This is a genomic window from Providencia sp. PROV175 (assembly GCF_032707045.1).
Lineage (GTDB): Bacteria > Pseudomonadota > Gammaproteobacteria > Enterobacterales > Enterobacteriaceae > Providencia > Providencia hangzhouensis.
This window is the reverse complement of sequence record NZ_CP120533.1, coordinates 1849979-1862563: the sequence shown is the minus strand read 5'-3', so window position 1 is coordinate 1862563 and position 12585 is coordinate 1849979. Positions and strand designations below refer to the sequence as shown.

The window sequence follows — 12585 nt, the reverse complement described above, 5'->3', positions numbered from 1 at the left end:
GTTAGCGATCCACATCCGACATTACAAAATCGATACTACCCAGATAGACGATTAAGTCTGAAACTAAACTACCTCTGATCACGGCAGGAATTTGCTGCAAGTGAGCGTAGCTTGGCGTACGAATACGCGTACGGTAGCTCATTGTGCTGCCATCACTGGTTAAGTAGTAGCTGTTGATACCTTTCGTCGCTTCAACCATCTGGAATGACTCATTTGCTGGCATCACCGGCCCCCAAGACACTTGTAAGAAGTGGTTGATCAGGGTTTCGATATGCTGCAACGTGCGCTCTTTTGGTGGCGGAGTTGTCAATGGATGGTCAGCTTTGAAAGGACCTTCTGGCATATTCTTATAGCATTGCTCAAGAATACGAATACTCTGGCGCATCTCTTCTACTTTAATCATCACGCGATCATAACAGTCACCGTTGTGAGCGATAGGGATATCAAACTCAAAGTTTTCATAGCCTGAATATGGACGCCATTTACGCACGTCAAAATCAACGCCTGTTGCACGTAATCCAGCTCCTGTCACACCCCATGCCAACGCCTCTTCTTTTGAGTACATTGCAGTACCGATAGAGCGACCTTTTAAGATGGAGTTTTTCAGTGCAGAAGTCACATAAGACTCTAAACGTTTTGGCAACCAGTCTAATAATTCGCGAAGCAGTTTTTCCCAACCACGCGGTAAGTCATGCGCAACACCACCGATACGGAACCATGCAGGGTGCATACGGAAACCGGTAATCGCTTCAATCACGTTGTAGACTTTTTGACGGTCGGTAAACGCAAAGAAGACAGGAGTCATCGCACCAACGTCTTGGATATAGGTACTGATGTACAGTAAGTGGCTGTTAATGCGGAATAACTCAGACAGCATGACACGAATGGTTTTCACGCGATCCGGCACTTCAATGCCAGCCAGTTTTTCAACAGCTAACACATATGGCATTTCATTCACACAACCACCGAGGTACTCGATACGGTCAGTGTAAGGAATGTAGCTGTGCCATGACTGGCGTTCACCCATTTTTTCAGCACCACGGTGGTGGTAGCCAATGTCAGGTACACAGTCAATAATTTCTTCACCATCCAGTTGTAATACGATACGAAACGCACCGTGTGAGGATGGGTGGTTTGGCCCCAAGTTCAGGAACATGAAATCTTCGTTTTCATTTCCACGTGCCATGCCCCACTCTTCTGGTTTGAAAGTCAAAGCTTCCATTTCCAGATCTTGTTTCTGCTTAGTCAGAACAAAAGGGTCAAACTCAGTCGCACGCGCAGGATAATCCTTACGCAGCGGGTGACCTTCCCAGCTTGGTGACATTAAAAGGCGGCGTAAATTTGGGTGACCTTGGAACGTTATACCGAACATATCCCACACTTCACGCTCATGCCAATTCGCATTCGGGAACAGGGAAACAATAGAAGGCACGTTTAAGTCTTTCTCATTAAGAGCGACTTTTAACATGATATCGCGGTTACGATCGATAGAGATGAGGTGGTAGAAAACACTAAAGTCTGCTTCTGGCAGACCTTGACGGTGAATTCGTTGACGTTCATCTACCCCATGTAAGTCAAATAACATGACATACGGTTTTGGTAATTTCTTTAGGAAATCGACCACTTCCAGTAACTGTTCACGACGCACCCAAAGCACTGGCATACCAGTGCGAGTTGCTTGAACAGAAAAGGCATCCGGCCCAAATTGATTGCGCAGTTCCAGAAGCACAGGGTCGTTTAAGTGATCCTGTGTCTGCCATCCTGGCTGGTTACTACTCGCTTGCGCTATCTGATCTGTCATCATTCTTCACCATAACGCTTGATCAGGTTTATTATTTCGCAACAACATTGCTCTGTTACGCTGTATGGCTTTAAGCCTTAAATTTCGTCTGGTGTACGCAGGTTTGTCACTGCAATACGTTCACCGTGCTTTCTTTCTCTTTCTGATTGCATATTGGCACGGTAAACCCCTTGGTCTCCAACAACCCAAGACAGCGGTCGACGCTCTTTACCGATAGATTCTTGCAACAGAAGCAGAGCCTGCATATAGGCTTCTGGACGCGGTGGGCAACCTGGGATATACACATCCACAGGAATAAATTTATCGACGCCTTGTACAACAGAGTAAATGTCATACATACCACCAGAGTTGGAACATGAACCCATGGAAATTACCCATTTTGGTTCAAGCATTTGGTCATACAGACGTTGAATAACAGGTGCCATTTTTGTGAAACAAGTACCTGCTACTACCATGAAATCGGCTTGACGAGGTGAAGCACGCAGTACTTCTGCACCAAAGCGGGCAACGTCATGAACAGCCGTGAACGAAGTCACCATTTCTACATAGCAACATGAAAGACCAAAGTTATATGGCCATAGAGAGTTTTTGCGCCCCCAATTAACCACATCGTGAAGTGCATGAGAAAGTTTTCCCATGTAAACACTGTTTTCAACTTGCTGCTCCAGTGGATCGGTAACGATTTCCTGAGTTTGCAGTGGGTAACGGTCGTTCTCACCGTTCGGATCTATGCGGGTGAGCGTATAATCCATTGTATAATGCCTCGCTTTTTACTGCGGATGACGATTGCTGATTTTAATAACTTCACTAGGATGCTTTACTTTTCCGCGGGAACGGACTGGAGTCCAATCCAATGCCCCAACGCGGACGAGGTAAAACAGTCCCGCCAACAATACCAAAATAAAGATCGCGGCTTCGATGAAACCTACCCAACCGGCTTCGCGGATGGCGACTGACCATGCAAATAAGAACATGGCTTCAACATCGAAGATAACGAAAAACATGGCAACTAAGTAAAACTTAGCAGACATGCGGAGACGTGCACTACCGACCGAGTCGATACCTGACTCATAAGGAACATGTTTTGTTCTGGCTTTGGCGCGGCTACCTAAAAAGTGACCTGCGACCAACATGAAAGCACAAAGACCGATAGTGCCGATAAGGAATATCGCAAACGCCCAGTTATGGGCTAACGCTAGGATTGATGTAGACATACTCGTTGCTTACTCATTACTTATGGTGTGTTAGCTGCTCTTTTTTACATCACGGCAGTATTGCACCACAATTGCCCAGTTAATCGAGAAGAAAGACCAAAATTGATCACAAACTAAAATATCACCAAACTTAAATCAGCCTGTTGACTGCGTTTGGTTTGTCCTCTCTCATTACAATTTATTTCACTTAAACTAAGTAAAATAACCCGTATTTGTTACAAAAACCTCACACTTTGAAAACAACAGAACAACAAAAAGCACTCATAATCTGCTAAAACGTGTCAGTGTAATGATACTCAAGTAAACACGCAAACTAGTTTAACTGATTATTCGTTTTTACTACACCATTATCTCAGGAAAAACCTGTCTTAACAGATGAAAAATTGCTCTTTTTATTTGATCTAACGCACACTTTTATTGAAAAAGTACTCAATTTGTTTACATAGCATTCAATTTAACTTTAAGTCTTTGTAACTCTTTTTAACGCATTACTTCAAGTAACTAACTGACATTACAGCGCTATTTTATCTATTCAATAAAAAAACATTGTTAATAACATAACAAATTGTTAACCAAACAATGAAATTCAGGTTATGCCAGCTACATCACAATTATTTCATGGTCTTTCTTATTTAACCATACTTATTAAGTGGTTATTTGCTTTTTTTATGAGCGGAAATTAATAAAAAATCGATAAATTTGAACTCGATATCCTACTAAGGATATCACTGGACATTATTTAAACATGCATAAAAACAAATTTCTCGATACCATTTCCCAATATTGAAAATTGAGTTCCACTGCATGAAATAATCGTTTCAGTTATTACCAACGAATCCGTTAAACTGTTATCTAACAGCTTAACCTACCCGTGTGTTAACCATTTAACCAAAAATAGCTATCTCAGTCGCCACACGAGCCTTCTTTAGATTGCGATTAACACATTGATTTTATTTGTACACAGCCAATAACACATTGATCACAAACAAGTGATTCAGTAATAAACCAACAAAAATGATATAAAAAAACGGCAATCCCAAAATAATTGGAATTACCGCCAGTACAATAAATCGATTAGATATTGCGATTAAAGCAACTAGATGAATCGATTAACTTAATTACCTTCCTCGCTGCTATCCATCAACTCACTTGCTGAGGCTGCAACATAAGGGATTTTTTTGTTTTCAATCGCACTGAATACTGTCAGAACAAAATCTTTTTGCTCGTCTGCATTCTTATACAACCAATACTGAATATCGGGTAAACGTGGCAACCCATCAGCTTCATTCAAAATACGTAAATCTGCATTTTGCATTTCCATTGGCCTTGCAGTTACCCCTACTTCCGCATTAACTGCTGCACGAACAGCAGGCAGAGAAGCTGCTTCATAAGCAACATGCCATGACAAACCTGCATCATCAAGGGCACTAGTACAAAGTTTACGATATGGGTTAGTTTCATCCATAACAACTAATGGGATCGGCTCATTCGGACGCAATTGAAAATCGGGTGCGCTATGCCACAAAACAGGCACGGTTCTTAAAGCCGTTTTAGGATGGTGGCTAATTCTTGCCGTTGTTAATGCAAGATCTATCTCATGGTTATCAAGCATTGACTCAATAAACTGAGCTCGTTTAATGCGTACTTCAATTGCAATTCTTGGATAGACAGACGCGATACGATTAAGCAAGAAAGGTAATAGGATATCGACAGTGTCATCAGATGCACCGATACGCAATTCACCATCGGCGTCATTATAAGTTAATGATGCCGTTGCATCGTCATTGGCGCGCAATATTTGCCTTGCGTAGCCAAGTAATTGCAATCCGTGCGCGGTGAGCAGTTTATTTCGCCCATGGCGAGCGAAAAGCTCACGGCCGACTAATTGCTCTAAACGTTGCATTTGCTGGCTCACAGCAGATTGTGTTCGACAAACGGCTGCAGCTGCGGCTGCAAATGTGTTAAGATCTGCGACAGCGACGAAAGTACGTAGCAAATCAAGATCTAGGTTCATGATGGGACGATTGGAATTTATCATCGTTCATTCTCTTATATAATTTTATGTTACCTGGTGTTTCTGCTCTCCTCCATGAGAATCAGCGAGTTTATAGCGACTACTAAGCGAGTGCATTTCTAATCCATAGATCTGCAATGACTTCTCATTATTTTACTTTTTTGCATCCAGCTCATTAATCGCTAACGATAGAGCAGGGTACAAATAGCATACTTCCAAAAATCAAATAATTTTAATAAAAGTGGGATGATTTCCTAAAAAACACGCTAAAACGCGCTTGATAGGTTACGCTTAAATAGTAACATATTTAATGTAATCACAATTATTTTAATGTAAGCACATTATAAAATTCGTTTCACTATTTTTATATAGTCAAAAATATCAAATGGTTATAATTTTAAGCAGCACTTTTGGTTAAAGAAAGCAGCTTGAAACAATCAATATTACTAACAAAATCGCCCTGATTATTATAAAAAAAGGCTATTACAGCAAAAAAATCATGTCTGATTTAATGATTCAATGCTTAATATTACATTTTGATACAATTTTCTTTTTTTCCGCTATTTTTATGCTTTTTTACTTTTTATACTCCAAAACATCAAAGAATGTCGATATTATAATTCAACCAGCTCAATATTATGAGAATATACAACCAGCCTAAAATAAATAATAAGATACCAAACATTACATTTAAGCGTAAACCAACCTTTTACACCAAAAATAACCTTGCATCTTCAAAAGCTTCTGAGGGAGGAGTACAGTAAAGGAATAACGTCGGCCCGACCAATGCAACCCTTAGGGTAATGAGAGAACTATGAATAATCTAACTAAATCCAGTAAGCTCGATAATGTTTGCTATGACATTCGTGGGCCCGTATTAAAAGAAGCGAAGCGCCTAGAAGAAGAAGGCAACAAAGTCCTCAAACTCAATATTGGTAATCCGGCCCCGTTTGGTTTTGAAGCTCCAGATGAAATCCTTGTGGATGTCTTGCGTAATCTGCCAAGTTCTCAAGGTTATTGCGACTCAAAAGGCTTGTATTCTGCCCGTAAAGCGATTGTGCAGCATTACCAAGCTCGTGGCATTCATGAAATGACAGTAGAAGATGTCTACATTGGTAATGGTGTTTCCGAATTAATCGTACAAGCCATGCAAGCACTGCTTAATAATGGTGATGAAATGTTAGTACCAGCGCCTGATTATCCATTATGGACTGCTGCAGTTTCCCTTTCGGGAGGAAAAGCAGTTCATTATATGTGTGATGAACAGCAAGGTTGGATGCCTGATATTGAAGATATTCGCAAAAAAATCACACCAAGAACACGTGGTATTGTGGTCATTAACCCCAATAACCCAACGGGTGCGGTCTACAGCAAAGACCTATTAATGGAAATTGTCGAATTGGCTCGCCAGCACAATCTTATTATTTATGCTGATGAGATCTACGATAAAATTCTTTATGATGATGCTGTACATCACTCTATTGCCGCCCTCGCCCCAGATTTATTAACCATCACATTTAATGGTTTATCTAAAACTTATCGCGTCGCTGGTTTTCGCCAAGGTTGGATGGTATTAAACGGCCCGAAAAAACATGCAAAAAGCTATATTGAAGGTTTAGAAATGCTGGCCTCGATGCGCCTGTGTGCTAACGTTCCAATGCAGCATGCTATTCAAACTGCACTCGGGGGCTACCAAAGTATCAGTGAATTTATTCAACCAGGTGGTCGTTTATATGAGCAACGTAATCGTGCATGGGAGTTGATCAACCAAATACCGGGCGTTTCATGTGTCAAACCACAAGGTGCTCTGTATATGTTCCCAAAAATCGATATTAAACGATTTAATATCTATGACGACCAGAAAATGATTTTAGACCTATTGTTACAAGAGAAAGTGTTATTAGTTCAAGGTACCGCATTTAACTGGCCTGAACCCGATCACTTTAGAATTGTCACATTACCTTATGCAGATGACCTTGAAATGGCGATTAATAAATTTGGCCGTTTCCTTGAAGGTTATCGCCAATAAAAATTTATTCAAAATAATAAAAAGCCTCCTAATTCCGGAGGCTTTTTTTATTCTAAATTTAGCCATCATTAATAGACTGTATTATTTTGATAATCAAAGAATAGAAATAAAATAAATTGCCACAAGGAAAAACCCCAATAATATAAATGGAAAATATTTCATATTGCCTCGTTATTTCCGGATTGAACATCCATTATATTTTTTTAATTACATAATTCAACACAATTAAAATAGCAATTAAGTTACAATCTAAAATTGATTATATTATTATGATTATCTTAATATGAAAATAAATATTAATAAATAATTACGAACTAGTAACTTATTAAAAAACAATAAAAATATATCACTACCACATTATTTCCGTTATAATTTTAGTTGTTTGCAGACACCACAGAAGAGGACTTATGAGCTACTTTTTCGCCCACCTTGCTAGAATGAAACTCATTCACCGCTGGCCTTTAATGCGCAATGTACGAACTGAAAACGTTTCGGAACATAGCTTACAAGTGGCTATGGTTGCCCATGCTCTTGCTATCATCAAAAATCGTCGATTCGGCGGTCAGGTTAATGCAGAACGAATAGCCATGTTAGCCATGTACCATGATGCGAGCGAAGTTATCACTGGAGATTTACCAACTCCGATTAAATATCATAATCAGCAAATTGCTCATGAATACAAAAAAATAGAGAAGTTCGCCCAACAAAAATTACTCGAAATGCTACCAGAAGAACTGCAAGATGACTTCCGTGAGCTAATTATTGAAGATTTACAAACTGATGAAGAACATTCATTGGTTAAACAAGCTGACTCATTGTGCGCTTATTTAAAATGTTTAGAAGAGCTTTCCGCGGGTAATAGTGAATTTAAACTTGCAAAAAAACGCCTAGAGAAAATATTAGAAGAAAGAAAAAGCCCTGAAATGGACTATTTTATGGAAAAATTTGTCCCAGGTTTTAAACTTTCCCTTGATGAAATCAGTAATTAATTTTTTTAGTAGGAATAATAAATATTCCTACTCTGCATAAGCAGTTATTAATTATACTTCGTTAAATGCCGTAGAACAGTCAGACGATGACGGAAAATGCACATACAGCCGCTTAAAGTCCCCATTAACCCCCAAAACCACTTTTCCTTTATCTTCAAAGGTAATAGAACAATAAAAACTCGATTTTGTACGATATTTTTTGCTACTTTTAGTTGTTATTTCAACTACCCAGTAATCATATGAATCATTAATACCGAGCTCATATTTAAATGCAAAAATATCTTTCATAACTGCTTTATTTGCAATATTAGCCAAAGTTTGTGAACTGGGATATTTTTTCGTTCTGCTATTACTAAGGTTATTAACATAGTGCTCAATGACAACAGAACTTAAGTCTTCCCCTTAAAAGTTTTCAAATGTTGCCAAGCCCAAATAATACCTTTCCGGTGTAGCAGTTTCTTTATTCATATTATATATTCCTCACATTGATTTGTCAGAAATAAGCTAGCATTTCATTTATCAAATGAAAAAACGAATAAATATTAACGCTTACGTTTTTTTAATAGAAAACCATCAATAACGATTTGCTTTTCATTCGTTATTGATGGTAATTTTGAAATTATAAATAACAAAAATTAATTAAAGGGAAATAATACCGGTACGACCAAAATACTAATTAACATTACGATAATAGTAAACGGTACACCAATTTTTAGAAAATCAGCAAATTTATACCCACCAGGCCCTAAAACTAAGGTATTCACTGGTGATGAAACTGGGGTCATAAAGGCAGCGGATGCGGCTATCCCAACAATCATGGCAAAAGGAAGTGGTGAAACCTCCATTTGACGCGCCGCCGCAATGGCAATCGGCGCCATTAACACCGCTGTTGCGGTATTGGAAATAAATAAGCCAATAGTGGCGCACAAAATAAACAGGCACAATAACATCACGTGCGGCCCTAACCCACCAGCCACTTTCATTAACGCATCGACAGCAAGCGCAATCCCCCCTGTTTCTTGTAATGCTAGCGCAAAAGGCATCATCCCAACAATTAAGATAATACTAGGCCAGTGAATTGACTTATAAGCGCTTTCCATATCGATACAGCGAAATTTCCCCATTAACAAACAGGCAATAAGTGCTGCAATAAAATTAGGAATTTCATTGGTCACCATCATCGCGACCATTAGCGCCAAACAAAACAAGGCATGAGGAGCCTGAGATGCAGCGGGTGCAACGGCCTCGACTTCAGCAGCTAGGTTCAATACAATAAAGTTACGCGGCTTAGTCGATAAAATTCGGATCAATTTCCAATCACCAATAACTAATAAAATATCACCTAACCTAAGCGGTTCATCAACTAGCTTTCCATCCAGTGCCTTGCCATCTCGACGAATACCAACAACGTTCAAACCATAACGAGTACGAAATTTAATGTCCCTCAACGATTTCCCCAATAGTTCGGAATCAGGGTTCATCGACACTTCAGCCATTCCCACATCACGTGATTGGTCTGAAAAATAATCTCCCCGTAAAATCATCGGTTCAAGAAGTTGCTCGCTACAAAATTGGCGCAAATCGTCATCACTCACGGATATATCGACTAATAAAACATCCCGCTCGCGTAGCTCGGTTCCCCCCGTTGCACTCACCATCACGCGACGGAATTTACGCCAACGCTCTATCCCAACCACGTTAGCTTCATAACGGGAGCGAAGATGCAGTTCATCAAGCGTATGGCCTATGAGTGGCGAACCTTTTCGGATAGCAAGGCGGCGAGCTCTACCCGTCAATTTGTAATCACGAATTAAATCACGGAAAGTACGTCGATAACGCTCAGGGAGTTTGTCGGGTTCATTACTGCCTAGCCAACGCCTTGTTAGCCACATGTAGGCAATACCGGCTAATAAAATGAGAATGCCTATAGGGGTAATAGAGAAAAATTGAAAGCCTTTGATCCCCTCTCGTACTAACTCACTATTCACTACCATATTCGGTGGCGTGGCCACCAGTGTCATCATTCCACTGATAAGCCCTGCGAAGCCTAATGGCATCATCAACCGGCTAGGGGACGTTTTCATGCGTGATGCAACGCTTAATACGACGGGGATAAAGATAGCCACCACTCCTGTGGAACTCATAAAAGCCCCTAACCCAGCGACGGTGAGCATTAAGAAAACCAGCATTTTGCTTTCGCTGCTTCCTGCAACGCGAACAAGCCAGTCTCCCATTTGATAGGCTATCCCTGTGCGAACAAGTCCATCACCAATAACAAACAATGCTGCAATTAGCAGGACGTTGGGGTCAGCAAAACCTGCGGTAGCTTGTTCTAGCGTTAAGGTATCGCTCAGCACAAACGCGACAATGACAAGTAACGCGACCACATCCATGCGAATTTTATTTGTGGTAAATAGAACTATCGCAATCAATAGAAGGGTTAAGACCCACAGCAATTCTCCGTTCAAAATATCCCCTTTCGACGAAAAAAAACATTGCTAAGAATTTTATTTAGTTAAGCATGTTTTACGGAGAATTTCTTTGATTAAATCACCATTAAGTCAAATTAGACACGAAAAGTTCATAATCACCATTATTGTCAGGTCCCATAACGGAAATTTGTTCCAATGAACTCACAATTACTTGAATTTCATCACGACGAGGCATCCCTTCTGGTGCATGGACTGCCACCACTTGGCAACCAGCTGTTAATGCTGAATGGATGCCTGCTTGTGCATCTTCAAAGGCAATACAGGATTTTGCAGGAAAAGAAAGTGCTTGGGCACCAAGTAAAAACGGCTCTGGGTCAGGCTTACCTTTGGACACTTTTTCAAATGTTACCCAATGTTTAGGCTCTGGTAACCCTGCCGCTTGTTGACGCCCATGAGCAATTGGTACAGTACCAGAGGTGACAATTGCCCACGGTGCACCAATTTCATTTAAACGCGTCAGCAAAGCAATAGCGCCGGGTAGAGCAACAACGCCCTCCACATCTTCGCTTTCCATTTTTTCTAGCCAATGGAAGTATTCCATAATTTCTTCATCACTCGCCTCGGGTAAAAAATGGCGCAAACTGGTCATTGCGGGTTTACCATGAATATAGCTAATAACTTCGTCCGCACTTTTACCAATACGCTCACCAAATTTGCACCAGCAACGTTCAACGACTGCGAGTGAATCCGCTAACGTACCGTCTAAATCAAATAGAAACCCTTTTGCCTTTAATTTCACATCTACCCCTTTAATTTTGCAATTCACATAACATAAAAAGTTGAATCGATTCTAGCCCACTAGTTAACGCTAAATAGGCGCTCATACGCAACCTCAATATTAAAAATAGTTAAGAATTGAGCCTAAGACATAAATTTGAATGCGCTAGGGCTGTTGATCTTTGTGTTTTTTGAACGATATGGTGATTTCTGTTGTATTTGCTTTTTTACGAAATCATTATATTGCTCCTGTACCACACAGGAAAAACGTAAAACTTACAGTTGGTTAGCATATTTATCAATATTAATAACCAGTAATTACATGATAAATAGTTAAATGCACTGATGAATTAGACTGATGAATTAGACCGATAATTTCACTGCTAGTAGAGGGTAGCTTAAATTCTCTATTTTATTTATTTTAAATCATGTGGTTGCGATAACCTCTTAAGCTGAAATATTTGGTTACATAGTTTATTTCTATGTACATTAGAACTTACTGGGCTTATCGCAGTTTGGTCTATTTTTTGCTCGATGATTGTTTTGTTATGATTCGTTTTTGGTGTTTTTCTGGAATTATATAGCGATATTTCAACCCGTTTACGCTAAGTCACTTATCCTAGGGAGATACAAAAAGGCCCTCAGGTTTACAGTCCATTCATCAGCTTTTATTATCCTTAACTCAAATCTTACCGTGCGCACTGGCTGAGATGACGGAAATTAATCGATAATTATTTCGACTTAACCCAATTTGTCATTCTGGATAAAGGATATCGCTATGCCAACTCCATGTTATATTTCCATTGAAGGAAAAACCCAAGGCAACATCACTGCCGGTGCATTTACTGCCGATTCAGTGGGTAACATCTATGTGCAAGGTCATGAAGACCAAATGTTAGTGCAAGAGTTTTCTCACGTTGTGACTGTACCGACAGACCCACAATCCGGCCAGCCTTCAGGCCAACGTGCGCACAAGCCGTTCCGTTTCACCGTGGCGTTAAATAAAGCCGTTCCGCTGCTGTATAACGCATTAGCCTCGGGTGAAATGCTGCCGAAAGTGGAACTCAAATGGTACCGCACATCGGTTGAAGGTAAACAAGAGCATTTCTTCACTACCACGTTAACCGATGCGACTATCGTCAATATCGATTGCCAAATGCCGCACTGCCAAGACCCCGCAAAAGCGGATTTCACGCAGTTAATCGAAGTCTCTCTGTCTTACCGCAAAATCGATTGGGAACACACCGTTGCAGGCACATCCGGTGCCGATGACTGGCGTGCGCCGCTCGAAGCGTAAGTTCGAATTTAGCGAGCCTTTCGAGGCTCGTT

General features: G+C 40.3%; 9 protein-coding genes. 3 read left to right on the top strand and 6 right to left on the bottom strand.

The window, feature by feature from the left end:
• Window position 1: 1 nt before the first annotated feature.
• The 4 genes from nuoC to P3L44_RS08135 all read right to left on the bottom strand — a co-directional run bounded on the left by nuoC (window position 2) and on the right by P3L44_RS08135 (window position 5053).
• Window positions 2-1804, bottom strand: coding sequence for an NADH-quinone oxidoreductase subunit C/D (gene nuoC, locus P3L44_RS08150; RefSeq protein ID WP_004259810.1), 1803 nt, complete (start codon window positions 1802-1804; stop codon window positions 2-4).
• Between the two features lie 74 nt (window positions 1805-1878).
• On the bottom strand, window positions 1879-2553 hold the full coding sequence (locus tag P3L44_RS08145; RefSeq protein WP_272662209.1) for a NuoB/complex I 20 kDa subunit family protein: 675 nt from the start codon (window positions 2551-2553) through the stop codon (window positions 1879-1881).
• Window positions 2554-2571: 18 nt separating this feature from the next.
• Window positions 2572-3015 carry an NADH-quinone oxidoreductase subunit A gene (locus P3L44_RS08140; protein WP_004259806.1) on the bottom strand — a complete coding sequence of 148 codons (444 nt, stop codon included), beginning with the start codon at window positions 3013-3015 and terminating at the stop codon, window positions 2572-2574.
• 1114 nt (window positions 3016-4129) lie between these two features.
• Window positions 4130-5053, bottom strand: coding sequence for a LysR family transcriptional regulator (locus tag P3L44_RS08135; protein WP_140172581.1), 924 nt, complete (start codon window positions 5051-5053; stop codon window positions 4130-4132).
• 790 nt (window positions 5054-5843) lie between these two features.
• Between P3L44_RS08135 and P3L44_RS08130 the strand changes: the two genes are divergently transcribed.
• Window positions 5844-7058 (top strand): pyridoxal phosphate-dependent aminotransferase, encoded by a 1215-nt coding sequence (locus P3L44_RS08130; protein WP_004259802.1) that lies wholly within the window; start codon window positions 5844-5846, stop codon window positions 7056-7058.
• A 407-nt stretch (window positions 7059-7465) separates the two neighbouring features.
• On the top strand, window positions 7466-8047 hold the full coding sequence (yfbR, locus tag P3L44_RS08125; RefSeq protein WP_004259798.1) for a 5'-deoxynucleotidase: 582 nt from the start codon (window positions 7466-7468) through the stop codon (window positions 8045-8047).
• Between the two features lie 635 nt (window positions 8048-8682).
• Here the strand turns inward: yfbR and P3L44_RS08120 are convergent.
• The gene (locus P3L44_RS08120; RefSeq protein ID WP_004259790.1) at window positions 8683-10515 is read right to left on the bottom strand and encodes an SLC13 family permease; all 1833 of its coding nucleotides are present in this window, start codon (window positions 10513-10515) and stop codon (window positions 8683-8685) included.
• Between the two features lie 88 nt (window positions 10516-10603).
• Complete coding sequence (locus P3L44_RS08115) at window positions 10604-11278, bottom strand: sugar phosphatase (RefSeq protein ID WP_036958082.1); 675 nt, start codon at window positions 11276-11278, stop codon at window positions 10604-10606.
• Window positions 11279-12034: 756 nt separating this feature from the next.
• Here P3L44_RS08115 and P3L44_RS08110 point away from each other — a divergent pair.
• Complete coding sequence (locus P3L44_RS08110; RefSeq protein WP_004246976.1) at window positions 12035-12553, top strand: Hcp family type VI secretion system effector; 519 nt, start codon at window positions 12035-12037, stop codon at window positions 12551-12553.
• The last annotated feature ends 32 nt before the right edge of the window (window positions 12554-12585 follow it).

Bases quoted from the DNA above. Each gene is read 5' to 3' on its own strand.
- P3L44_RS08135 (WP_140172581.1), bottom strand. From the start codon at position 5,053: ATGATAAATTCCAATCGTCCCATCATGAACCTAGATCTTGATTTGCTA.
- P3L44_RS08110 (WP_004246976.1), top strand. From the start codon at position 12,035: ATGCCAACTCCATGTTATATTTCCATTGAAGGAAAAACCCAAGGCAAC.
- P3L44_RS08145 (WP_272662209.1), bottom strand. From the start codon at position 2,553: ATGGATTATACGCTCACCCGCATAGATCCGAACGGTGAGAACGACCGT.
- P3L44_RS08130 (WP_004259802.1), top strand. From the start codon at position 5,844: ATGAATAATCTAACTAAATCCAGTAAGCTCGATAATGTTTGCTATGAC.
- nuoC (WP_004259810.1), bottom strand. From the start codon at position 1,804: ATGATGACAGATCAGATAGCGCAAGCGAGTAGTAACCAGCCAGGATGG.
- P3L44_RS08140 (WP_004259806.1), bottom strand. From the start codon at position 3,015: ATGTCTACATCAATCCTAGCGTTAGCCCATAACTGGGCGTTTGCGATA.
- yfbR (WP_004259798.1), top strand. From the start codon at position 7,466: ATGAGCTACTTTTTCGCCCACCTTGCTAGAATGAAACTCATTCACCGC.